This is a genomic window from Chryseobacterium sp. PTM-20240506 (genome assembly GCF_048296755.1).
Lineage (GTDB): Bacteria > Bacteroidota > Bacteroidia > Flavobacteriales > Weeksellaceae > Chryseobacterium > Chryseobacterium proteolyticum.
In genome coordinates, this window is record NZ_CP182581.1 from 4,707,291 (window position 1) to 4,729,918 (window position 22,628).

The window sequence follows — 22,628 nt, forward strand, 5'->3', positions numbered from 1 at the left end:
AGATAAAGGCTCCACGATTAATTTAAGACTCAGCCGTTGTTACACTTAAATTAACTTCAATATTTCCTCTGGTTGCATTAGAATAAGGACAAACCTGATGTGCTTTTTCAATTAAAGAGCGGGCCTCTTCCATAGATACTCCTGGAATATTAGCATGTAAATCAACTGCGAGACCAAAGCCTCCATTTTCAATCTGTCCAAGACTTACTTTTGCTGTAACGGTAGTTTCTCCTGTTTTTATCCTATTCTGTTTGATGACCAGGTTGAGGGCACTGTCAAAGCATGCCGAATATCCCGCAGCAAATAACATCTCCGGATTAGCGTAATCATCATTTGTACCACCAAGCCCCTTTGGCATTCTTACTTCAAGATCCAATACTTCGTTTTCGCTTTTTACATGTCCGTTTCTTCCTCCTGTGGCTATAGCGCCAATACTATACAATACTTTCATAATGTGAGTTTATTTTTTGTTTTTTGATACAACAAATGTATTGCTAAAAATTAAATTGCACACAATTTAATTGATGAATTACGTAAATAAGATTATTGACAGAGACTATAATTACGAGATCTTAAGCGGATTGTTCTGTTTTTGAAAATTATTTTAATCAATAGATCATCTTAAATTTCCTTGAATTGAGAGAAGATTTTTTATCTTTGAGGCATGAATTGGGAGAACATTGCCGGACAAGACAATCTGAAAAAACTTCTTAAAGATAGCATTGCAGAAAACAGAGTAAGCCACGCCCAGCTTTTCATTGGAAAGGAAGGATATGGTACATTTCCTCTGGCTTTAGCTTATGCAAAAGAAATCCTGCAGGGCGAAAATGAGCATGCCGCTTCAAAAGTGGAACACCTAAATCATTTGGACCTGCACTTTAGTTTTCCGGTATATACGGATAACAAGAACTCTTTAAGTAAAAATAAGTTTGAGGATTTTCGCGAAATGATCCTGGCTTTTCCCTACGCAAGCTATGATGACTGGACTGCTTTTCTGGATTCTGAAAACAAACAGCTTTTTATTTCAGCTGATGAAATAGATGATCAGAACCAGAAATTTTCTCTTAAGAGTTTTGAAGGCGGAACAAAAATTCTCATTGTATGGAGAGCAGATAAAATGAATGTAGCGGCATCCAATAAATTTTTGAAATTCCTGGAAGAGCCACCTGCTAAAACCATTATCCTGCTTACTGCAGAAAATTCAAACGATATTTTACCCACCATACTTTCCAGAACACAGATTGTAGAAGTTCCCAGACTTAACGATACGGATATTGCAACCTATCTTCGGAACAACTTTTCAGTATCTGATGAGCAGTCCAGGGAAATTGTTCATGAAGCTCAGGGAAATCTGAATGACGCTGTAAAACTTTTAAAATCGGGGAATAAAAATGAAGAGTTCGAACGACTTTTCATCCAATGGGTTCGGGATGCATTCCAGGTAAAAAAGAGGCCGGAATTTCTTAAAAATATCATCCTTTGGGCAAGAGAGATAGCCGGGTGGAATCGTGAGAAGCAGAAAAACTTTCTGAATTATTGTTCTGAAATATTCAGATTAGCTTTACTGCAAAACTATCAATCTGAGGATCTGGTGTATAAAAAGATCAATGCCAATGGTTTTAACTGGGCTGGATTTTCTAAATTTATCAGTGGTGCCAATATTGAAAATATTCTTGAAGAAGTAAGTACTGCCGATCTGCATTTAACAAGAAACGGGAATCCTAAAATCATATGGACAGACCTCGGAATAAAGCTATCCAGATATATTCATAAAACAACATAAAATTTTAAAATAAGATATGAGTCCGGTATAATCCGGACTTTTTTGTTTTGAAAAAGGAATGGTAAAGTGTTTCTTAGATACTTTTATTAGAATAAAAGCAAACAAATAATTATGATAAAAGAAGGAAGGCAGATTTCAATTTTAAATAATTCCAATTATTTACATCATTTTTTGAAGATTCTTTCTTCGGCCAATGCTGTATTTTTGACAATTTTTACCTGAAAAAATTAAATCAAATATTTAAATAGTTAATTAATTATGAATTTATTTATAATAATTAGTATTTTTATTTAATCAAAATGTATTAGTTTACAGTAAGTTATATTAAGTAAAATTAAAAATACATTAAAAAATCAATCAATCGTTTGATTCTTTACAAAACTTGTGTAAATTTGCAGCCTGAAAAATTAGCAGTGACATGATTTCAAAAGAAGAAAATATATTATTTGCTGCAGAAAAGCTTTTTGCTGAAAAAGGTTTTGACGGGACTTCTACAAGGGAAATCTCAAAGGCAGCGAATGTAAATATTTCTATGATCTCTTATTATTTTGGCTCAAAAGAAAAACTTTACGAGAAATTGGTAGAATACAGAATGAATGAAAGCCAGTTTTTTTCAAAAGATATTCTAGAGAGAACAGATATTAATGAATGGGAGAAAATAGAAAAGATAGTGGACGTGTTTTCAGGAAAGGTAAGAAATAACAGATGCTTTTACCGGATTATGCAGCGTGAGCAGCTCCATGCGGAGAACCCACAAATTGTAGAATTCCTGAAGCAAACAAAAATGGGCTTTCTTTCCATGTACTCACAGATTTTAAAGAGTGGTTTGGAAAAAGGCATTTTTACCAAGAACCCCCTTATTTATTTGTTACATACTACAGTTAGCGGGACGTTATTTTACGCTTCCAATGCTAAAGAAATGTATAAAGAATTCCTGAATAATAAGGAGGACGAAGAAGCTTTCGATGAAAAATACTACACAGAACTTAATAAACATATAAAATATTTACTAAAAGACCTTTTGGGTTATGAAGAAAATAAATAATTCCGTTATTGCACTTTCACTATTTATAGGAATTGCTAACATAAATGCTCAGGAGAAAAAACAACTCAGCCTTGATGAAGCTGTGAGGTTAGGTATCCAAAACAGCAAGAATCTAAAGATCGATGCCGCTAAAATAGAAGAAGCGACAGCCGACCTTTTAGAAGCAAAAAATAAACAGCTGCCGGATTTTAAGCTTTCGGGGCAGTACATGCGTTTAACGAATGCTAAAGTAGATGTAAAATTTCTGAACGAATCCGGATCAGGTGGTGGAGTAGCCTCACCGAAGTCTGTATTTTTAGGTCAGGCTAATTTATCTATGCCTATTTATGCTGGAGGAAGAATAAAATATGGAATTGAGTCTGCAAAATATCTGGTGGAGGCATCCAAACTAAGCACGGAAAATGATAAAACTTCCATCGCTTACAATGTTGCCCAGGCTTACAATAATTTGTTTAAGGCCAACCAATCGATCAAGGTTTTAGAAGAAAACCTTACAGCTTCCAATCAAAGAGATGAGACTTTTCTTAAAATGGAAAATAACGGATTGATCGCAAGAAATGACCGTTTAAAAGCAAATCTTCAAACCTCAGATATTGAATTGCAGCTATTGGAAGCCAAAAATAACTACAATATTGCAAACATCAATATGGACCTGTTACTAGGAATTCCTGAAACAACAATTATTGAAGTGGATCCCAATTATATAGATGAAGCTGAGGATGCTAAGCCTGTGGATTACTATCTGAATGAGGCTCAGCAAAATCGTAAAGATCTACAAGCCTTAAGCCAGCAAAGAAGGGCTGCAGAGTTGGGAAGTAGAGCTGCAAAAGCTGAAAACTTACCTACCATTGCATTAACAGGAGGGTATATTGCAGCAGATGCACCCAACTTTTTAACGGTTTACAATGCAGTAAACGTAGGCATAGGGATACAGTATAATCTGGCTAATATTTGGAAGAAGAATTCATCTTTGAGACAATCCAAGGCGAGAGAAAAACAACTGGAAGCAAGCAATGAACTTTTAAATGACAATATAAAGCTTGATGTAAACAGAGAATATCAAAATACAAACTATTCTAAGCAAAGGATTGCTGTATTTGAAAAATCTGCTATTCAGGCTAATGAAAACTATAGAATTACTAAAAATAAGTTCGATAATGGTTTAGCCACCATGACCGAACTCCTGGATGCAGATGCTGCTCAGATCTCAGCCAATGTAGGAGTGATCAATGCAAAAGCAGATGCCGCATTAGCTTACAGAAAACTATTACAAACTACAGGAACTTTAACAATTAAATAAAAGAATAATACCACAATGGAAAATAATAAAACAGAACAAGCAGAGAACTTAGAACCAAAAAAGAAGAAAAGTTTAGTTTTCCCTATCATTTTAGCGGTTGTGTTAATCGGAGGTGGAATTTATGGATATAGAACTTATTCTTACGGACAGGTGCATGAAGAAACGGATGACGCCCAGATTGCATCCAATATGAGTCCTGTAATTTCTAAAGTATCAGGATATGTAAAAGAGATAAAAGTAAAAGATAATCAGTTTGTAAAAAAAGGAGATACTCTGGTTATTTTAGATAGCAGAGACCAGAAAATGGCATTAGAGCAAGCCGAAGCAGCATTGGCAACAGCAAAAAGTAATATTTCAACTGCTCAGGCTACTACAACAGCTACTTCTAAAAACATCGGAAGCTCTGAAGCTGCTGTAGCAACAGCAAATGCCCAGATCGAAGCTGCAAAAGTAAATGTCTGGAAAACTTCTTCTGACCTGAAAAGATATGCTAATCTTGTAAAGGATCATTCCATTACAGAACAACAATATGAGCAGGCGCTTGCTGCAAAACAATCCGCAGATAAGCAGTTGCAGGTTTTAGTGGAGCAGAGAAATCAGATCGCTCAGCAGACAGGTATTGCTTCTTCTCAGACTGCAGCTAGTTCTCAACAGATAAGTGTAGCCAATTCAGTGGCACAACAAAGACAGGTAGATGTGGAAAATGCAAGATTAAACTTGTCTTACACGATTATTTTGGCTTCTGAAGACGGATATGTAGGAAAAGTTCCGATTCAGGTTGGACAATATCTTCAAGCAGGTGCGCAGTTATTCAGTGTAGTGAAAAATGACCAGAAATGGGTGGTTGCGAACTTTAAAGAAACTCAGGTTGACAAAATGGTTGAGGGACAAAAAGTGAAAATAGAAATTGATGCTTTCCCTGATCAGGAATTTGAAGGGGTTGTAAGCTCTTTCTCACCTGCAACCGGTGCTACATTCTCTATCCTGCCTCCGGATAATGCAAGTGGTAACTTCGTAAAAGTGGTACAAAGACTTCCTGTAAAAATTGATTTTGTAAAACTGGATCCGAATATCGCTAAAAAACTGAGAACAGGAATGAATGTGAAAGCTGAAGTTTCGCTAAAATAAATATGTAAAATGTATTGATGTAGAATGTTTTTATGATTTAGATAGATTACGCAAACATAATAACGGGTTTGTTTTCAATTGAGAAATCTTTAATCTTTAAATTTCTCAATCCTTAAATCAATCATTTCACATTCATACAATTGTACATCACACAAAATTAACTATGCAAGATTCATTAGTAGAATATGGAGCCCGGAGAGTGATCATTACGATCACAGCTATTCTTTGTGCTCTGCTTGAAATTGTGGATTCCACGATTGTAAACGTTGCCCTCAATGAAATGAAAGGTAACCTGGGATCTACACTTTCTGAAGTGGGTTGGGTAATTACGGCTTATGCTATAGGTAACGTAATTATCGTACCAATGACGAGCTGGCTGTCACAGCAGTTCGGACGTCGGAATTATTTTGCAGCCTCTATTATCATCTTTACCATATTTTCATTTTTATGTGGAAATGCAACCAATATCTGGGAACTGGTATTCTTCAGATTATGCCAGGGTATTGGTGGAGGCGCATTATTGGTAACCTCACAGACCATTATCACGGAATCATATCCTGTTGAAAAAAGAAGTATGGCTCAGGCGATTTATGGTTTAGGGGTAATCATTGGTCCAACTTTGGGACCACCGTTAGGAGGATATATTGTAGATAACTTTAGCTGGCCTTATATTTTCTATATCAATATTCCAATTGGTATTGCAGCAACTCTGATGACTTTACAATTTGTAAAAAGTCCCAAATATGCCGAGAAGAGAAAAGCTTCTGATGTCGACTGGCTTGGAATTGCCCTGTTAGCCGTTACTGTGGGTTCTTTACAGTTTATCCTGGAAAGAGGTCATGAAGAAGACTGGTTTGCAAGCGGAATGATCGTTACCTTTACCGTAACCGCTGTATTAGGATTTATACTGTTTCTCTGGAGGGAGCTTACCTTTAAATTTCCTATTGTTGAATTAAGGGTTCTGAAGAACAGTAATTTAAGGATCGGAACGGCGATGTCTTTTGTATTAGGATTTGGGCTGTATGGGTCTACATTTATTGTCCCTTTATACACTCAAAGTATCTTAGGCTGGACTGCCCTGCAATCGGGTGCATTGATGATCCCTGCAGCATTAACTACTGCCTTCATGATGCCTATCATCGGGAGATTGCTTTCTAAAGGAGCTAAGCAGCAGATTCTGGTTTCCTTAGGATTGTTCATTTTCTTTGTTTATAGTTTCTGGGGATATAAGATCCTTACACCAGACACCAGTAAAGAAGCCTTTTTCTGGATGTTGATTGTAAGAGGAGCCGGATTAGGACTCTTGTTCATACCGATTACTTCCTTGTCGCTAAGTACATTGAAAGGTCAGGAAATTGGACAGGGTGCAGCTTTTACGGGGATGATGAGACAGTTGGGTGGTTCTTTTGGTATTGCTGCCATTACAACCTTTATTGCCAATGCAAGTCAGAAGTACAGGGTGAATCTTATTACCCATCTCGATAGTGATAGTTTTGAGGTTCAGCAGCGTTTAGCAACACTGAAAGCAAGTTTTATCTCCAAAGGGATGACTCCTGATGCTGCATTGAATGCGGCCTATAAAATGCTTGATCTTTCAGTAACAAAACAGGCAACGGTACTGTCTTATATGGATGTTTTCCTTTATTTAGGGGTAGCCTTCCTGATTTGTATACCATTTATCCTCTTCGTGAAAGAGCGAAAAAGTAAAGAAAAAATAGATTTGAGTGAAGCCATGCACTAAATTTAAATTAAAAATACCTCCGGAATCCGGAGGTATTTTTTTATGCTGAAAAGTTTAAAGATCAGCAAACCATTCAGCTCCGCTGATGTCAATCAGCTTTACGCGATGGATCATATTTCTTTTGTCTGAGATATCTTCAATATTGAATTTGAGATCTGCCTTGGCTCCAAGCGGAATGATCAGACTGTGTTTCCCTGGCTTTACCCTGGCTACATAATGATTCTGAATATTTTCCGATTGCAGTTCCGAAAGTTCTTTCTGGGTCAATGCTTTTAAAATTATCCCATCTTTATCTAAAATATGAATACCGATCAGAAACGAACCGTAGACGTCAGCACCCTCGGTTCTGTATACCTCAAAATGAATGGTATTACGGTTAAGGGAAAGATTTGAAATCTCAACTTTGGGTTGAACTGATTTATTGTGCAAAGTTCCCCAGACTCCTCCATGAAAATATTGATTGGTAAAGAGGGTAAGTCCCATAATAAAAACAGAACCTGTAAGCACAAAATATCTGGGATTCCGGATAGGGAGATGACCTGAGGCGAGCCATGGGAACCATTTTTTAGAAGTGAAACTGATCTTCTTCTTCTTTAAAAAGTAATCATCCAGAGAAAAAGGACCACTGCCTGTAAGAAATAATGTGAACCCACCCGCAATTCCCAGAACACCGATTTGCCATTCGTCCAGACATGTTGTTCCCAGCCAGCCTGATCCCAGAAGAATTCCTAAAGCCAGTCCAAAAATTCCAATGCTCATGAGACGGGTAAACAATCCAAAAATGACCGCTAGTCCTACAATCGCTTCTATGATGGTAAAAACTACCATAGAGGTGTGCAATGCATCGGGATGAGTAACAAGGTATTCTATAGCTGGTTTGATCCCCAAAGCATTGGGCAGGAAATGATTGAATTTTTCGCCGATATATCCTTTTACTTCGGGATCCAGTTTATTTTCCAGGACCAGACGCCGCCAAAAAGCTGAAAAGTAAGTCCATCCGATGACCATACGGATAGATAATGTATATAAACCAGCATGATCTTTAAGCTGGCAAGTTGTATTTTTCATTGAATGTATATTTTACTGAATAATTAAAATTAAAAATGACCGGAGGTAATCTCCTGTGCTATATCCAATTTTAATTGTTGAAATAAAATATACCTTGGTGGGCTATTTCCTGAAGTTGTTCCGGAATAGGTATTGCAAATTTGTTTACCTTCTTTTAAAGGATGTAAGCAAGTATGCAAATAAAATAAAAAGCCTTTTACCGATTTGGATTGTATTGATGAAATAAGTGTTTTCTGTGATGAGTTCGTAATCAAACTATCACAGCTGAAAGCGGGATTGGAAGTAACTCTTACCTTATTTAAAGGGCTGATATATTGGATATCGAAAATACCTAACAGGTCCCTTTTTACAGAACAGGGAGATAATGAAAACATCAAAACAAGCATGATAATGATTGTTTTGTAGGTTCTCGTATGTATTTTGTAGTCCTGCATGATCTGCAAAACTAAGTTTTTATAATGGAATGAAAGAATTTAATGCAGATGCTCAACCATAAATTTTAAAAACTCATCCTGCTGGTCTACAAATAAATAGTGAGAGCAGTTGTCAATAAGATCGAAGTTCTCTTTTCCTACTATTGTTTGAAGATCATTGATCTGCTTTTCAGAAAATATAGCATCATTCTTTCCATAGACCGCAAAGATAGGGACATCCTTCTTTTTTATATTTTTTAAAACACTGATATTATTAAGATTATTCCGGCTTTCATTTTTATAGAATTTCAGAGGTGAATCAGGGTTTCTGTAATTCTTTTTATAAAAATCACCTGCTTCGTATTCATTTCTGAGCTGCCGGCTTTTGGGTGTTGGATTGGGCATGGAAAAGAAATTCATATCACCCGCAATATTATAGCAGCTTTTTCTGTATTCTGCGGAGTTTTTCGGTAAACCTTGAATGTCTGTAATCTGCTTTAATTTTGATGGATCATCCTTAAATTTTTCTCTAGCTTCTTTCAGGATATGATCATAAGTTTCCTGTTGCGAAAACAAAGCACCTGCAAGCGTTAATGAGCTTACTTTTTGAGGATATTGATTCGTAAATAAAGTCGCTATGATCCCCCCAAAACTATGTCCCAGAATATTTGCTTTATTCAGACCATACAGTTTGTAAATATTGAGCAAATCATCAAAACTTTCTTTAAAAGTCATTGTTGCCTGGTCATCTTTCGATCGTCCTTCACCACGTCTGTCATAAACAATTACATAAAACCCTTTATTAGCTAATGCCTCAGCTGTAGTTCCTTCAAATAATGTAGCATTTCCGCTGGGTCCGCCATGAATAAAAATAACAGGTGGATTTTCCTTGTTTCCGTAATCCCTGGAGTAAATTGCCTGTGCATTCAATGAGCATACAAATAAGAGGAAAAGAACTGAAATAACCTGTTTCATAATTCGGATATAAATATAAGAAGATGGGTAAAGATAAAATAATTAGTAATAAAGAAGTATTACATTTTCCTGTCATTTAATTTATGATAAAAAATTCTGTAATTCGTCAAAATAGCTACAACGATACTCAATATGGCTACTTTTAATTTTTAATTTCTAAAGACCTTTGTATCATAAAATCAGAACAATGCAAAAAACAATTTTTATCACAGGAGCTTCATCTGGATTAGGGAAAGCAACAGCTCAGCTATTTCAAAGCCAGGGATGGAATGTCATTGCGACCATGAGAAACCCCGAAAATGAAACTGAACTCACAGCATTAGAAAATGTTTCCGTTATCGGACTGGACGTTACCGATAAAGAACAGCTGGAATCAACGATTGCAAAGGTTCTTTCCGAAACGGAGATTCATGTGGTTGTGAATAATGCCGGATATGGTTTGGTAGGCCCTTTAGAAGCCTTTACAGATGAACAGATTAAAAAACAGATTGAAACCAATCTCATGGGAGTAATCCGGATTACAAAGACTTTTACTCCTTACTTCAGAGAAAGAAAAGAAGGGGTATTGATTAATATCACATCCAGTTTCGGTTTAATGGGTTTTCCTACATGCTCTATTTATAGTGCGACAAAATTTGCAGTAGACGGTTTCTCAGAAAGTATGGGTTACGAGCTGGCTCAATTCGGGGTTCAGGTTAAAGTAGTGGCTCCGGGAGGAATACAAACGGATTTTGCTGGCCGTTCATTAGATGGAGCCCAGCATAGCGCGTATCGCCAATTGACAGAAAAAGTACAGGAAGGCTATAGTCCGGATCAGGTATCCAATTACTCAAAACCGGAAGATATTGCCCACGTTATTTATGAAGCGGCAACTGATGGTAAAGATCAGCTGAGGTATGTTGCCGGCAAAGATGCTAATGCCCTTTACAATGACCGGAATTCCATCGGAGTGGAAAATCATGTTCAGAAAATAAAATCCGGCTTTTTGTTTGGGGAAGAGAAGAAATTAGAGGTTAGAACTTAGATGTTAGATATTAGATGTTAGATATTAGATGTTAGATGTTGCGGGCTTTACTAATGAATTGCAATTAAATAAGTTAGAGTAAATAGCTGTAATGTTAAATATGCAAAATCTTTATTTTCACAACCTATAATTTACTACCTTCAACTATCAACTATCAACTATCAACTATCAACTATCAACTATCAACTATCAATTATCAATTATCAATTCATCAAATTTCACATTCCTACTGACTAACAGTTGTCACAAACCCACCTTATCTTTGTACTATGAAAACGAATCAGTCACCCGTTCATTTCCGATCTCTGTCAGCTTTACATGAAGCGATGGGACTTTCTGCACCCAAACATCCTCTTATCACAATTATCAATTATGATGAAACGTGCTTCGATCCGAAAACCTTTGAACAGGGGACAAAATCGGATTTTTACAAAATCTCATTTAAAACCAATTTCAACGGTAAAATCCGTTATGGCCAGGGATATTATGACTTTGAGGAAGGAGGCCTTTCTTTTGTTTCTCCGGGGCAGGTTCTTATTATGGAACAGGAGGAAAGGAGTTATAGTGGCATGTCCCTGCATATTCATCCGGATTTTATAAGACCATATTCTTTAATGAAAAAAATTAAAAATTACGGTTTCTTTTCTTACGCAACTTCGGAAGCATTGTATCTTTCCGAAAATGAAAAGAAAGCAATTCTCGATGTTTTTGAAAGCATTAAGAATGAATTAAATGAAAGGATAGATCAGTTTAGCCAGGATGTTATTATTTCGCAGATTGAGTTGCTGCTTACCTACAGCAATCGCTTTTATAATCGCCAGTTCATTACACGAAAGGCGGTAAATAATGACCTTCTTTCAAGGATGGAGGCTTTACTTGATGATTATTTTGATCGGGAAAAAGGTATAAAAGGACTGCCAACAGTAGAATATATTGCATCACAGCTAAATCTTACACCAAGATACCTGAGTGATATGCTCAGACACCATACAGGGCAGAACGCACAGCAACATATTCACGAAAAGCTTATTGAAAAGGCTAAAGAATATTTGTCCGAAGCTCAATTGTCAGTTTCCGAAACAGCTTATCAATTGGGGTTCGAGCATCCGCAGTCATTCAGTAAACTGTTCAAAAATAAGACAAGACAGACACCTAATCAATACAGACAATCCCTTCAAAAATCAGAATAATGGATCAGAATAATTTAGATAAGATTATAGAAAGGGCTCTTGACATCAGAGAGAAATACCACCGTCTTGAAAAGCAGCAGAACGGTAGTGAATGGACCCTGGAACAGGATGCACTTGCCTACCTTACCGATGCCGGCATTGTCGGACGGGATATTATGTCACATGAGAAAACATGGATTAAAAAAGATGCCTCTGCAGAATTGGAACATAAACTAGCGGAAAATATCTGGTGGTTGATTATCTTAGCAGATCGGACAGGTATTGATATCAAAAATGCTTTAGAGAAATTTTTAACCAAAACAGAAAATATATTTTAATGAGTTATTGTTCAGCCATAGAAAAGATGCAGCCTGAAAGCAGAAAGGCATTACACCAAAAATATCATGACTATCATTATGGATTCCCTATTCATGATGATAATGAATTATTTGGGCGCTTGGTAATGGAAATTAATCAGGCAGGATTAAGCTGGGAAACCATTCTGAAAAAAGAAGAAAGCTTCAGAAATGCCTATGATCAGTTTAATATTCAGAAAGTAGCCGCATATAGTGAAAAAGATCGTGAAAGGTTATTAAATGATAGCGGCATCATTAGAAATAAACTTAAGGTGAACGCTGCCATTGAAAATGCCAAAACAATCATTGAGCTGCAAAAAGAATTCGGATCATTTGAAAAATGGCTGGAACATCATCATCCCAAAACTTTACAGGAATGGATGAAGCTTTTTAAAAAAACATTTAAATTCACAGGTGGAGAAATCGTCAATGAATTCCTGATGAGTATTGGTTATCTGGGTGGTGCCCATACAGAAAACTGCTCTGTATACAAAACCATTCTGAAACATAATCCCATGTGGCAAAAAGGTTAAATCAGGAAGCCTGTAAAATCAATATTTTATTTTCTGATAATAACAGAAAACTCTACGAATACCCGTCTTTAGTATAGGCAGAAACTTCGGATCAATTTAGTCTATCCGAACTTACAATTTCCTTATGCTCCGTTCCCCATTGCTCAAGTTCTTTAATGATAGGCTTTAGCTTATAACCTATTGCTGTAAGTTCATACTCAACACGAGGTGGGACTTCCGCAAAAACGGTTCTTGTAATGATCTTATTTTCTTCCAGCTTCCTGAGTTGTAAGGTAAGCATACGTTCTGTAATATTGGGTAAAAGTTTCCTTAATTCCCCAAATCTCAGTTTACCATTAATCAACCAGCTGCATATAGCCAGTGACCATTGTCCACCGATAATGTTGGAAGCATAAACCTCAGAACATTCATCGGATAAGAGTTTTTTATTCTCAAAATTTGTTGATGTTTCCTTTATTTTGCTCATTACTTACTTTTTTTATAGTACCATACATTAGGTTGCTAATGTACGAAATGTAAGTGGATAGGATTATTTTTGTAACTATAAATTGCATTAAAATGAAAACATTGGTAATTGTTACCCATCCTGTAATGAAAGATTCGCTGATCAATAAAAGATGGGTGGAAGAGCTCTCTCAGTATCCTGAAAAATATACCGTTCATGATCTGTATAAGGAATATCCTGATGGTATAATTGATGTTAAGAGAGAACAGGAATTGATTGAAAGTTATGATAAAATAGTTTTTCAGTTTCCCTTTTATTGGTTCAGCAGTCCGCCGCTTTTAAAAAAATGGTTTGATGAAGTTTTAACTTATGGATGGGCATACGGAAGCAAAAGCGGATTTAAAGTAGGAGGGAAGAAGATTGCTTTGGCTATTACAGCCGGCGTGGAAGAAGAAGATTATTCTGCTTCCGGTAAATATAAATATACAATGAAAGAATTGACCAGACCTTTTGAACTCACTTTTGAATATATAAAAGCAGATTATAAAGATCTTTTTACCTATTACAACTTGGAAATTAATACTTCACAGGAATGGATAGAGAAAAGTGTCCCGGAATATCTGAAGTTTATTGATAAATTATAATAAAAAAGCTGGATCATTTAAATGATTGATGATCCGGCTTTTTCCAACTAGGTTTAAATTTTATTATTTTTTAGAATTTCTTTTATCGTAATTCCATTGTAAAAATCATAGACAAACGGATTCATAAGTATTTTATTTTATAGATATTAGAAATTCTTTAACCCACCGTCTTCGTATCTTCTTCCTTCAGTATTTTTTTCTCCTTCATCGATATCATCATTCTTTCCTTTTTGTATTTTTTCCAGTCGAATCCATTGAGGAAATCCAGTGCGGCTGAAAAACCCGCATTGAAAAGTTGTTCCTTTTCTTCCCTTTTCATAAAGAAATTAAGCCAGCTGCTGGTTCCACAATCTACGGTTTGTATGCTATACAAACGATAAAAAGTATGTTTGGTGAGGAATGATTTATCATTAAAGCCTTTCAGGGTTTCAATGATATTTCCTGCATATGAAAAAGGGGTTTTTAAGATCTGCTCGCTGGTTTTCCCCTTATCGGCATCCCCTTCGGACTTACTCGTAAGCTGTACACCAAACAGAGGCATTCTCGGATAGAATACATCATTGGCATGAAAAAGATCAATAGGGAAATTGGAAATGCTTCCCCCATCTATGAAAACACCCACAGGATAAATATCTTGCGGTTTTGTATTCATCCAGAACCTCCATGCGTATTTTACAGAATCATCATCCTTATTAATCCTCTTTTGAAAAGGTTCAAAAAAGAAAGGAACAGACATGGAAGCACGCACAAATTCAGCCGGACTGCTGTGTTTGAGTTCTTCTTCTGACCAGTATAAATTGGCCATCGTAGGCAGTTCCACCTTTATTTTAGCGTTAATATCTGTTGTAACGACAACGTATTCTGATCTTAACTGATAGAAGGGGTTATTTTTATAATGATCATTGCTGACGGCACTGTCATAAAATATTTTATACTGCGTTTCGTCTATATGTTCCAGATTAGCATTTTTTATTTCTTCTATACTTCTTAGTGCTATGGTGTAGTATTCCTGATTATTGCCGTAACGGTAATTAAGATTGAGTGCACCCTCCCTGGCAGAAAATTTCTGATTAAGGTCAGCGACCGTTTTCACACCGAAACTATCCAGAGCATCTTTCATGGTATTTAAAAATGTGTTTCCGGGATTAAGACCGCTGTTTTGCTTACGGAAATCATTATAAAACTTTTTCAGGCAGAAAAATATCAGAATCAAAGGAATAATGGGAATAAGGAAAATAAGCTTAGCCCTCCATACCGTTTCAGAGGATACCGCAAATGGGGTAATCACAAGGATGAGTAAAATAATAATGGCAATAATCGTATTTATCTTCAGGAAGTTTTTGTTATTAAGCATTGCATGGATAGTAGTCCTTACATAAGGTTTACCATCCATAAAATCTGCAAAATTCCAGTTGAATAAAATTTCTTTGATTACTTCACTTTTAGCTTCTTCTTTTGTTTTATAAGCCGCAATTAACATTGTATTGATAGCCCCGGCACTTGTACCTGCCACTTTCAGAAAACGGACACCGAATATTTCAAGACCATAGAGATAACCTACCAGTGCACTTCCCCAAACACCACCGCCTTCCTGTACAAATTCGACATATTGATGGCCTTCAGCGTCCAGTAGATCCGAGAACTCTTTGGTGGAAATATTTTCATGCAGAGCCATAAGTTTGTCTTTAGACTCTTTTGAAAGAACATTATCACCGAGAATTTTATTAAGAAGATCCGGGTTCATGGTGGTTTGGTGTTTTTAGATTTAAAATAAAAAACTGCAGCTTTTGTATAGTCGCTTTAAAGCTCAGTGGTTTTATTGAAGATAAAAATACCAAAAGATATCCAAATTTCACCCCATTTTCAGAGTTAAATATTCAATAAGCATCGGTGCTAAACTGAGTGACCTGTGGGATTAAAAAAAACTTAGCTCTTAAGAAAAATTGCAAATTTTATAATTATGTTTGGTAAGCAAATCTAATCCTTCCCTTAAAAAACTCCATATCTTGAAGACCGATCCATCACCACTGTTTTCTCCTCGCATAAATAAAAGTAACAATGACAATTAAAGCCATTAATCCCAAAGTGAAATAATAACCATGCTTATGATGCAGTTCCGGCATATTATCAAAGTTCATTCCGTAGACTCCCGCTATAAAAGTAATCGGTAAGAAGTAAACAGAATAAATTGCCAATACCTTCATCACCTGGTTGGCTTTTTGATCCGATAATGCCAGGAACATAGAAATAAGGTTGGTGATCTGGATGTTCAGGTGATCAAAATCGGCAACAACGTCTTTGTGCTTATCTTTCAGGTCTACAAATTCGGAATCCTGAAGATTCAGAAGTTTAAACTTATCAACGGCATCTGTAGAAATAATAAGGACCCTGGAATTCAAACCTGATTTTCTTTTCAGTTTATAAAGCCTTCGGATCTGGGTCGTATGATTGGTATTCTTTAAGAAAATTTCATTTTCTATATTATCCATGGTTTCCAGTAAGCTGATTGACTCATCATCAAAGCTTTTCATGATCAATAGGGCGATCATCAAGGCGATATTTTCCGGTGACGAATCTGTGGTGCTGGAAGAAAGTTGTTTTTTTGTTTCGGTGATACTTCTGGTTTTCATCCTGTGAACTGTAATGATCGTATTTTCCAGAAGAAAAATTCCAATTTTGGTGCTGATATCACTTATCGTATTCAGATTTTTCCTTTCCAGTTCTGTACTTTCCCGCAGCAGGAAGAACTTTACATTCCCATCCTCTTCATATTTCGGAAGGTGATTAGGATCAAGGGTGTCTTCCAGAAGGAGATTATTAATCTCATATCTTTCATGAAGAAACTGTAAATCTTCTGGGGTTGGAGCTTCTACATCCACCCATTCGCAGTGGGAATCTCTGTATATCGTATCGATTGGCATAAAGTAAAAATACTAATATTTTGAAATACTATGGGTCAAATAAGTTTATCTTTGCCAAAATTAAAAAACTATATGATTAAAAGTACAATAAAAGGAATCGGATTTTATGTTCCGGATAATGTTGTAACGAATGATGATTTAGCTAAATTAATGACTACCAATGATGAATGGATCACGGAGAGGACAGGTATCAAAGAAAGAAGACACAGGAAAAACAGAAACGATTCACAGGAGACGACAGCCTACCTGGCATTCAAAGCGTCTGAAAAAGCTCTTGAAAAAGCAGGATTAACCGCTAAGGATATCGATTATATTGTTTTTGCCACGCTTTCTCCCGATTATTATTTTCCAGGATGTGGGGTATTGCTTCAGGATATGCTGGGATGCGATACCATCGGAGCATTGGATGTAAGGAATCAATGTTCAGGATTTGTTTACGCGATGAGTGTAGCTAATGCTTTTATTAAAACCGGAGCCTATAAAAATATTTTAGTCGTAGGCGCTGAGGTACATTCCTTTGGTTTGGATTTTTCTGATGAAGGAAGAGGAGTTTCCGTGATTTTCGGGGATGGGGCAGGAGCTGTTATCCTTTCTGCAACTGAGGACGAGAATGCGGGAGATGTTTTATCCTTTAATATGCATTCTGAAGGTAAATATGCAGACGAATTATGTACCCAGTTCCCGGGTTCAAAATACGGCTGGAGTGATCGCATGAGAAAGGAGCCCGAAAATGTTACCAATAAAGAAGTATATCCTATTATGAATGGAAACTTCGTATTCAAACATGCGGTAACAAGATTTCCTGAAACGATGGTGGAAGCATTAAATAAAGCAGGAAAAACAGTTGAAGATCTCGATATGTTTATTCCCCATCAGGCGAATCTGAGAATTGCCCAATTTGTACAGCAGAAGTTCGGATTACCGGATGAAAAAATCTACAACAATATCCAGAAATATGGGAATACAACGGCAGCTTCTATTCCGATTGCTTTAAGCGAAGCGATTGAAGAAGGTAAAATCAAAAGAGGAGACCTGGTACTTCTTTCCGCTTTCGGAAGTGGATTTACCTGGGGAAGTGTATTGTTTGAATATTAATATCTTGATTGGATATATATAAATAAGAACCGCAGTTACACTGCGGTTCTTATTTATATATAGAAGTTGTTTAAAGGCTCTTCAATAATTTTTCAGTATCCGAAGCATCTTCACCGCTACTCTTAGCCAGTGCTACAGACTTTTCAGCCCAGATTTTAGCATTCTTTTTATCCCCAACCTTATTGTAAAGGTTCGCTAAGGTATCTGTATTTGCATAGCTTTCATTTTTCTTTACCGATTCCTGAGCCCAAAGGATTGCTTTTTCAAGAGATGATTTTGTGGTTACATTTTCAAAAAAGTTCCATGCAATAGAATTCAGTTCTTCAGAAGAGGCAGCCGAATAATCTTTGTATAAATCTAAAGTTAATGCCTCATAAGTGGCAATGTCCTTATTTTTCAATGCTCTGCTGGATTTTGCTCTTTTTAAGATTTTTTCAGATTCTTCTTTGCTTAGAAACTTCTGGGTTTCGGCTAAAAAGTAACTGTCATTCCATGTTTTGGTGTCGGCATTATAAGACTTTTTAACGATGGTATTCATCTTAATATTCTTATCAACCATATCGTATTTTTCACCAGGAAGGACCTTCACAATGTCCGCTTTTTTATCTTTAAAAATTTTGTACAAAGGACTTTCTGTACTTTGAATTCCGGCAAGTAATATCTGAACATCTTCCTGATTCAGACTGGATTTTCCCTGGAAATAACGATCCAGGACTTTACCCGCAAATTCCGAGTCATTATAAATGGTAAGTCCGGCAAGATTCTTTAAGAATTCAGGATCTTTTTCTCCGTTTTCGAATTTTTGCTTTAATGCAGTCAGTCTTTTATTCGGGTCTTCCGCATCTTTAGCAAACTGAACGAAATCATTTTCTTCTACGTATCCTAACGTTCTGTGTACTTCTTCACCGTTTGCATTAATGAACAAGTAGGTAGGGAAAGCTTTTACATTATATTTTTTGGCAAGGTCAATTCCTTCCCCTTTTTCCATGTCAATTTTGGCATTGATAAAATGAGAATTATAGTAATCTCCAACATTTTTCAATGGGAAAATGTTTTTTGCCATCAGTTTGCATGGTCCACACCATGATGCATAGGCATCGATAAAGATCAGCTTGTTTTCTTTTTTTGCTTTAGCAACAACGCTTGCGAAGCTGGTATCCTCAAATTTGATACCTTGTGCAAAAGCAAATACACCCACGAAGATTGAAGAGAGTATCGTTAACTTTTTCATAAATACTTTTTTATTGATTGCAAATGTAATAAATATGTCAATGCATAAGTCGTACTACAGTGAAAATTGTTACGGTATTATCTATTTTAATGATAAATTTTTAACACCAGTTGATGGTATTCTTCTTCTATGTAAAAATAAATCCGCAGAAATTCTGCGGATTATTTTATTATTTTGCTTTTGTAGAATCTGTTTTCGTTTTTAAACTGTCCGATGGGTTGGTTTGAGCCGTGTCAGAGTTGGCAACTGCAGAATCTCCCATTGTATTTCTCATGGCATTTTTATCATGCTCATCTTTAAATTCTTCCCGCTTTTCTTTATTCTGGGCGCAGCTGCTCATAATAAATAACCCTAAAACTGCTCCGATCCATAATTTTTTCATAGTAATTTCTTTTAATGTTTGTTGATCAAATATAGAAAAATATTAGTATTAATAGTATATAAGCTAATATTCATTATAAAAATACGATATAATGTAATTTTTCAGTTATTTTTGAGATCTATTGGATATCAAAGCATTATAAGAAAAAGAGATGGAACTGCAATTGATGAAACCTAAGAATCCCACGCTGGCTAATTTTCTGGAAGGTTATTATTTCCTGAATAAAAGCCGGTATTCAGAGGATATAGAGTATCTCACTTTTCCTAATAACTACAGTATTGTATCAATATCCCGGAATGTAGAGCTGCAGTTTGAAAATAATGAGATACGGGTCATTGAAAAAAATAACGGCGGATTTTCATCAGACTTAATATGCCATTATAAAAGGCCTATAAAAGTATTAATACAAGGCTGCTTAAATGAAATAACCTTTTACTTTAAGCCATTGGGATTAAATGCTTTTTTAGAACGCCCATTGAAAGAATATACCAAGGACTTTTCCAAAATGTTTTTCCCTTATGATGATTTTGAAGCCTCAATGATTCCGATTTTAGAAGAACAGGATCCTGAAAAAAGAGTAGAAATGATTGAAGATTTTTGGATGTCCAGGTATATAGGTTTCAATCATGCATTCCTTAATGAATTGGTGGGTGATGTACTGATGGACCTGGATAAGTCTATAGAAGCTCATGCCTGCGAATATAAAACAACAAGGCAGACGATTAATAAGCTTTTCGATCTTTATTTATGTAAAAGTCCGTCCGATTTCAGGAAAATTCAACGGTTCAGAGAAACTCTCCTGGAGCATGTCGGGAAGAAAACTCTTACCGAACTAAGCTATGATCACCTGTTTTATGATCAATCCCACCTGATAAAAGATTTTAAGGCGCTTACAGGTTTTACCCCTAAAAAATTTTTTGACAAGGTATATTCCGAAGGAAAAGTAAAATGGTTGTTTCTTTAGCCAGGTTTACAATTTTACAATTTTTCATAGAGAGGAATGTGTACTTTTGAAAGCAATACCACTAATCACGAAAACTAAAATTAGCACCAGAATCAAAATCTGTACTCCATAAAAAAATCCGTAGCGTTTCAGCTGCGGATTTTCCATATTTAGGTTAAAAATTTATTATCGGGTTGCGGGAGCTTTTACGGTATCCATTTTCATTTTGATACTATCAGGAGGTAATGTCTTTGTTTTGACTGTATCAGTAGTAGAAGGGGCTGTTTTCACAGTTTTATCTACTGCTGTAGAATCTGTAGTTCCTGATGACATTTGGGGCTCCTTGGTTCCGCAACTCACTGCAAATATCCCTAAACCCAGGGTTAGCAATATCAACTTTTTCATAATATTCTGTTTTGGTGTATAACAGACAGTTCAATAATTGTTCCTAACGGGGTGGTCGTATTATTAAAAAACAATAAAAAAATGAAAATTATGTTAATTAAAACTTTATTGCGTTTATTTGAATAATAAAATTTAAGAATTGTATTTAAAATATTTATAATGATGAAATTTTATGTGACTTTATAAGGATGAACAAGAGATATATAAAACATAAAAAACCGCCCTTGTAAGGGCGGTTACTATTTTATTCATGATGCTCATACATTTTATTGTATAAATTAATAAACTTTTCTTTGACCGCTTTTCTCTTGAGTTTAAGAGTAGGCGTTAAAAGACCTCCTTCAATACTCCATACTTCAGGAGTCAATTCAATCTTTTTAATTTTTTCCCAGTTTCCGAGATGTTCATTAATGCCATCAATTTCTTTTTCTATTCTTTCTTTTAATTCAGGGCTTTTTGCAATTTCCTGAGGAGTAGAGCCTACATTCAGATTATTTCTCATAGCCCAGCTTTTGGCAAATTCAAAGTCTGGCTGAATAAGTGCACATGGCATTTTCTCGCCGTCACCGACTACCATAATCTGTTCTATGAATTTAGAAGCTTTTGCCAGGTTTTCTATAATCTGTGGTGGAATATATTTACCTCCGGATGTTTTGAACATTTCTTTCTTACGATCGGTGATTTGTAGAAAGCCGTCAGCATCAATATTTCCGATATCTCCGGTTTTAAAATATCCGTCTTCAGTAAAAACTTCTTTTGTCATTTCTTCATTTTTAAAATAACCTTTAAAAACAGAAGGACCTTTTACTGTTATTTCACCGTCTTCCTGGATTTTTACATGTAAATTATCCAATGGAAGTCCTACGGTTCCGATTTTCATCTTATCAAAACTATTTACGGAGATCACGGGCGATGTTTCCGTTAATCCATATCCTTCCAGAATAGGAATCCCGGCATTCTGAAACATCAGGTTTAATCTTGTGGAAAGTGCTGCAGAACCTGAAACCAAAGTGATGATTTCACCTCCCAGACCTTCTCTCCATTTTGAAAATACAAGTTTATCAGCAATAAGTTCCAAAAGACCGGAAGGCTTTGAAACTTCTTTCTTTTTTGAGATCAGGTTCAGGGCCCAGAAAAAGATTTTTGATTTTAATCCTCCTGCTGAAGATCCGGTGTTGTAAATCTTATCATATACTTTTTCTACCAATCGCGGAACAACACTCATATAATGAGGTTTTACCTCCTTTACATTTTCTCCCATTTTATCAATGCTTTCAGCGAAATAAACGGAGAACCCATTGTATTGGAACAGGTAGAAAAGCATTCTTTCAAAAATATGACAGATCGGCAAAAAGCTTAACACTCTTGTTTCTTTATAGTCAAGGCTTCTTTTCTTGGGAATCCTTGGAACAGAACCCAGAACATTGGAAACGATATTATGGTGGGTAAGCATTACTCCTTTAGGCCTTCCTGTAGTTCCTGAAGTATAAATAATGGTGGCCAAGTCTTCAGAATTAATGGCATTCGAAAGATCTTCCACTTCAATTTGTGTAGAATCATCTTCACCCAGATCCAAAATTTCACGCCAGTTTGGAGCACCACTGATCATATCAAATGTGAAAACCCCTTGTAAAGAAGGAATGTTATGCTTCACCTTCATTACTTTAGCAAGCAATTCTTTATCAGAAACAAAGCAATATTGTATTTCGGCATTATTAAAGATGAATTCGTAATCTTCATGGGATATGCTTGGATATACAGGGACTGAAACAACACCGATCTGGGAGAGTCCCAAATCCATCACCGCCCATTCCGTACGGGTATTGGTGGTAATGAGTGCAATCTTATCTCCGGGTTTTATTCCAAGCTTTAAAAGTCCCCTGGATATTTTGTTTCCCTGATTGATAAATTCCTGTGTAGATGTTTTTTTCCATTCACCCTGATACTTTGTAACGAACATGTCCGTTTTAGGAAATTTCTCCAAAGCATAGTGAGGTATATCGAATAATCTTTTGATCGTCATAATT

At 36.0% G+C, this 22,628-nt stretch carries 23 protein-coding genes; 12 read left to right on the forward strand and 11 right to left on the reverse strand.

The window, feature by feature from the left end; genetic code table 11:
* Window positions 1-22: 22 nt before the first annotated feature.
* Entirely contained in the window at window positions 23-451 is a 429-nt protein-coding gene (locus tag ACNFU2_RS21120; RefSeq protein ID WP_306611340.1) for an organic hydroperoxide resistance protein, read from the reverse strand.
* Window positions 452-664: 213 nt separating this feature from the next.
* Here ACNFU2_RS21120 and ACNFU2_RS21125 point away from each other — a divergent pair, with 213 nt between their 5' ends.
* The 5 genes from ACNFU2_RS21125 to ACNFU2_RS21145 all read left to right on the forward strand — a co-directional run bounded on the left by ACNFU2_RS21125 (window position 665) and on the right by ACNFU2_RS21145 (window position 6,997).
* Window positions 665-1,783: an ATP-binding protein gene (locus ACNFU2_RS21125; RefSeq protein WP_306611342.1), complete on the forward strand. Its 1,119-nt coding sequence runs from the start codon at window positions 665-667 to the stop codon at window positions 1,781-1,783.
* 418 nt (window positions 1,784-2,201) lie between these two features.
* Window positions 2,202-2,828, forward strand: coding sequence for a TetR/AcrR family transcriptional regulator (locus ACNFU2_RS21130; RefSeq protein ID WP_273647371.1), 627 nt, complete (start codon window positions 2,202-2,204; stop codon window positions 2,826-2,828).
* Window positions 2,812-4,128, forward strand: coding sequence for a TolC family protein (locus ACNFU2_RS21135; RefSeq protein ID WP_418123050.1), 1,317 nt, complete (start codon window positions 2,812-2,814; stop codon window positions 4,126-4,128). Before ACNFU2_RS21130 ends, ACNFU2_RS21135 begins: the two co-directional genes overlap by 17 nt.
* Before the next feature lie 15 nt (window positions 4,129-4,143).
* Window positions 4,144-5,256, forward strand: a complete 1,113-nt coding sequence (locus tag ACNFU2_RS21140) for an HlyD family secretion protein (protein ID WP_273647372.1) — start codon at window positions 4,144-4,146, stop codon at window positions 5,254-5,256.
* Window positions 5,257-5,419: 163 nt separating this feature from the next.
* Entirely contained in the window at window positions 5,420-6,997 is a 1,578-nt protein-coding gene (locus tag ACNFU2_RS21145) for a DHA2 family efflux MFS transporter permease subunit (protein ID WP_172277314.1), read from the forward strand.
* 54 nt (window positions 6,998-7,051) lie between these two features.
* Here the strand turns inward: ACNFU2_RS21145 and ACNFU2_RS21150 are convergent, their stop codons facing one another.
* The 3 genes from ACNFU2_RS21150 to ACNFU2_RS21160 are packed head-to-tail and all read right to left on the reverse strand — an operon-like array spanning window position 7,052 to window position 9,453.
* On the reverse strand, window positions 7,052-8,065 hold the full coding sequence (locus tag ACNFU2_RS21150; protein WP_273647373.1) for a TQO small subunit DoxD: 1,014 nt from the start codon (window positions 8,063-8,065) through the stop codon (window positions 7,052-7,054).
* Window positions 8,066-8,094: 29 nt separating this feature from the next.
* Entirely contained in the window at window positions 8,095-8,499 is a 405-nt protein-coding gene (locus ACNFU2_RS21155) for a hypothetical protein (protein ID WP_273647374.1), read from the reverse strand.
* Between the two features lie 39 nt (window positions 8,500-8,538).
* Window positions 8,539-9,453 (reverse strand): alpha/beta fold hydrolase, encoded by a 915-nt coding sequence (locus tag ACNFU2_RS21160; RefSeq protein ID WP_273647375.1) that lies wholly within the window; start codon window positions 9,451-9,453, stop codon window positions 8,539-8,541.
* Between the two features lie 187 nt (window positions 9,454-9,640).
* On the opposite strand from ACNFU2_RS21160, the gene ACNFU2_RS21165 reads away from it, so the two are divergent.
* The 4 genes from ACNFU2_RS21165 to ACNFU2_RS21180 all read left to right on the forward strand — a co-directional run bounded on the left by ACNFU2_RS21165 (window position 9,641) and on the right by ACNFU2_RS21180 (window position 12,535).
* The gene (locus tag ACNFU2_RS21165; RefSeq protein ID WP_273647376.1) at window positions 9,641-10,477 is read left to right on the forward strand and encodes an SDR family oxidoreductase; all 837 of its coding nucleotides are present in this window, start codon (window positions 9,641-9,643) and stop codon (window positions 10,475-10,477) included.
* Window positions 10,478-10,746: 269 nt separating this feature from the next.
* Entirely contained in the window at window positions 10,747-11,667 is a 921-nt protein-coding gene (locus tag ACNFU2_RS21170) for a helix-turn-helix domain-containing protein (RefSeq protein WP_273647377.1), read from the forward strand.
* Window positions 11,667-11,984, forward strand: a complete 318-nt coding sequence (locus tag ACNFU2_RS21175; protein WP_273647378.1) for a MazG-like protein — start codon at window positions 11,667-11,669, stop codon at window positions 11,982-11,984. The genes ACNFU2_RS21170 and ACNFU2_RS21175 overlap by 1 nt, the downstream gene beginning before the upstream one ends.
* Window positions 11,984-12,535 carry a DNA-3-methyladenine glycosylase I gene (locus ACNFU2_RS21180; RefSeq protein WP_172277335.1) on the forward strand — a complete coding sequence of 184 codons (552 nt, stop codon included), beginning with the start codon at window positions 11,984-11,986 and terminating at the stop codon, window positions 12,533-12,535. Before ACNFU2_RS21175 ends, ACNFU2_RS21180 begins: the two co-directional genes overlap by 1 nt.
* A gap of 91 nt (window positions 12,536-12,626) precedes the next feature.
* Here ACNFU2_RS21180 and ACNFU2_RS21185 read toward each other — a convergent pair whose 3' ends face one another.
* The gene (locus tag ACNFU2_RS21185) at window positions 12,627-13,001 is read right to left on the reverse strand and encodes a winged helix-turn-helix transcriptional regulator (RefSeq protein WP_273647379.1); all 375 of its coding nucleotides are present in this window, start codon (window positions 12,999-13,001) and stop codon (window positions 12,627-12,629) included.
* Window positions 13,002-13,093: 92 nt separating this feature from the next.
* On the opposite strand from ACNFU2_RS21185, the gene ACNFU2_RS21190 reads away from it, so the two are divergent.
* Window positions 13,094-13,624 (forward strand): NAD(P)H-dependent oxidoreductase, encoded by a 531-nt coding sequence (locus ACNFU2_RS21190; protein WP_306611352.1) that lies wholly within the window; start codon window positions 13,094-13,096, stop codon window positions 13,622-13,624.
* Between the two features lie 157 nt (window positions 13,625-13,781).
* On the opposite strand, the gene ACNFU2_RS21195 is transcribed toward ACNFU2_RS21190, so the two are convergent.
* Both ACNFU2_RS21195 and ACNFU2_RS21200 read right to left on the reverse strand, forming a co-directional pair.
* Window positions 13,782-15,368, reverse strand: coding sequence for a patatin-like phospholipase family protein (locus tag ACNFU2_RS21195; protein ID WP_273647381.1), 1,587 nt, complete (start codon window positions 15,366-15,368; stop codon window positions 13,782-13,784).
* Between the two features lie 277 nt (window positions 15,369-15,645).
* Window positions 15,646-16,545: a CorA family divalent cation transporter gene (locus ACNFU2_RS21200; RefSeq protein ID WP_172277350.1), complete on the reverse strand. Its 900-nt coding sequence runs from the start codon at window positions 16,543-16,545 to the stop codon at window positions 15,646-15,648.
* Between the two features lie 72 nt (window positions 16,546-16,617).
* On the opposite strand from ACNFU2_RS21200, the gene ACNFU2_RS21205 reads away from it, so the two are divergent.
* Window positions 16,618-17,640, forward strand: a complete 1,023-nt coding sequence (locus ACNFU2_RS21205; RefSeq protein ID WP_172277353.1) for a 3-oxoacyl-ACP synthase III family protein — start codon at window positions 16,618-16,620, stop codon at window positions 17,638-17,640.
* Window positions 17,641-17,710: 70 nt separating this feature from the next.
* Here ACNFU2_RS21205 and ACNFU2_RS21210 read toward each other — a convergent pair whose 3' ends face one another.
* Complete coding sequence (locus ACNFU2_RS21210; protein ID WP_273647382.1) at window positions 17,711-18,871, reverse strand: thioredoxin family protein; 1,161 nt, start codon at window positions 18,869-18,871, stop codon at window positions 17,711-17,713.
* A 169-nt stretch (window positions 18,872-19,040) separates the two neighbouring features.
* Window positions 19,041-19,253 carry a hypothetical protein gene (locus tag ACNFU2_RS21215; RefSeq protein WP_172277359.1) on the reverse strand — a complete coding sequence of 71 codons (213 nt, stop codon included), beginning with the start codon at window positions 19,251-19,253 and terminating at the stop codon, window positions 19,041-19,043.
* Between the two features lie 166 nt (window positions 19,254-19,419).
* Between ACNFU2_RS21215 and ACNFU2_RS21220 the strand changes: the two genes are divergently transcribed.
* Entirely contained in the window at window positions 19,420-20,217 is a 798-nt protein-coding gene (locus tag ACNFU2_RS21220) for a helix-turn-helix domain-containing protein (RefSeq protein WP_418123059.1), read from the forward strand.
* 165 nt (window positions 20,218-20,382) lie between these two features.
* Here ACNFU2_RS21220 and ACNFU2_RS21225 read toward each other — a convergent pair whose 3' ends face one another.
* The gene (locus ACNFU2_RS21225) at window positions 20,383-20,601 is read right to left on the reverse strand and encodes a cytochrome C551 (protein WP_273647384.1); all 219 of its coding nucleotides are present in this window, start codon (window positions 20,599-20,601) and stop codon (window positions 20,383-20,385) included.
* A 244-nt stretch (window positions 20,602-20,845) separates the two neighbouring features.
* A complete protein-coding gene (locus tag ACNFU2_RS21230; protein WP_418123061.1) occupies window positions 20,846-22,624 on the reverse strand; it encodes an AMP-dependent synthetase/ligase in 1,779 nt (592 codons plus the stop codon).
* Window positions 22,625-22,628 lie beyond the last annotated feature (4 nt).

Coding starts and splice junctions, on each gene's coding strand:
- ACNFU2_RS21120 (WP_306611340.1), bottom strand. CDS start 451: ATGAAAGTATTGTATAGTATTGGCGCTATAGCCACAGGAGGAAGAAAC.
- ACNFU2_RS21125 (WP_306611342.1), top strand. CDS start 665: ATGAATTGGGAGAACATTGCCGGACAAGACAATCTGAAAAAACTTCTT.
- ACNFU2_RS21130 (WP_273647371.1), top strand. CDS start 2,202: ATGATTTCAAAAGAAGAAAATATATTATTTGCTGCAGAAAAGCTTTTT.
- ACNFU2_RS21135 (WP_418123050.1), top strand. CDS start 2,812: ATGAAGAAAATAAATAATTCCGTTATTGCACTTTCACTATTTATAGGA.
- ACNFU2_RS21140 (WP_273647372.1), top strand. CDS start 4,144: ATGGAAAATAATAAAACAGAACAAGCAGAGAACTTAGAACCAAAAAAG.
- ACNFU2_RS21145 (WP_172277314.1), top strand. CDS start 5,420: ATGCAAGATTCATTAGTAGAATATGGAGCCCGGAGAGTGATCATTACG.
- ACNFU2_RS21150 (WP_273647373.1), bottom strand. CDS start 8,065: ATGAAAAATACAACTTGCCAGCTTAAAGATCATGCTGGTTTATATACA.
- ACNFU2_RS21155 (WP_273647374.1), bottom strand. CDS start 8,499: ATGCAGGACTACAAAATACATACGAGAACCTACAAAACAATCATTATC.
- ACNFU2_RS21160 (WP_273647375.1), bottom strand. CDS start 9,453: ATGAAACAGGTTATTTCAGTTCTTTTCCTCTTATTTGTATGCTCATTG.
- ACNFU2_RS21165 (WP_273647376.1), top strand. CDS start 9,641: ATGCAAAAAACAATTTTTATCACAGGAGCTTCATCTGGATTAGGGAAA.
- ACNFU2_RS21170 (WP_273647377.1), top strand. CDS start 10,747: ATGAAAACGAATCAGTCACCCGTTCATTTCCGATCTCTGTCAGCTTTA.
- ACNFU2_RS21175 (WP_273647378.1), top strand. CDS start 11,667: ATGGATCAGAATAATTTAGATAAGATTATAGAAAGGGCTCTTGACATC.
- ACNFU2_RS21180 (WP_172277335.1), top strand. CDS start 11,984: ATGAGTTATTGTTCAGCCATAGAAAAGATGCAGCCTGAAAGCAGAAAG.
- ACNFU2_RS21185 (WP_273647379.1), bottom strand. CDS start 13,001: ATGAGCAAAATAAAGGAAACATCAACAAATTTTGAGAATAAAAAACTC.
- ACNFU2_RS21190 (WP_306611352.1), top strand. CDS start 13,094: ATGAAAACATTGGTAATTGTTACCCATCCTGTAATGAAAGATTCGCTG.
- ACNFU2_RS21195 (WP_273647381.1), bottom strand. CDS start 15,368: ATGAACCCGGATCTTCTTAATAAAATTCTCGGTGATAATGTTCTTTCA.
- ACNFU2_RS21200 (WP_172277350.1), bottom strand. CDS start 16,545: ATGCCAATCGATACGATATACAGAGATTCCCACTGCGAATGGGTGGAT.
- ACNFU2_RS21205 (WP_172277353.1), top strand. CDS start 16,618: ATGATTAAAAGTACAATAAAAGGAATCGGATTTTATGTTCCGGATAAT.
- ACNFU2_RS21210 (WP_273647382.1), bottom strand. CDS start 18,871: ATGAAAAAGTTAACGATACTCTCTTCAATCTTCGTGGGTGTATTTGCT.
- ACNFU2_RS21215 (WP_172277359.1), bottom strand. CDS start 19,253: ATGAAAAAATTATGGATCGGAGCAGTTTTAGGGTTATTTATTATGAGC.
- ACNFU2_RS21220 (WP_418123059.1), top strand. CDS start 19,420: ATGAAACCTAAGAATCCCACGCTGGCTAATTTTCTGGAAGGTTATTAT.
- ACNFU2_RS21225 (WP_273647384.1), bottom strand. CDS start 20,601: ATGAAAAAGTTGATATTGCTAACCCTGGGTTTAGGGATATTTGCAGTG.
- ACNFU2_RS21230 (WP_418123061.1), bottom strand. CDS start 22,624: ATGACGATCAAAAGATTATTCGATATACCTCACTATGCTTTGGAGAAA.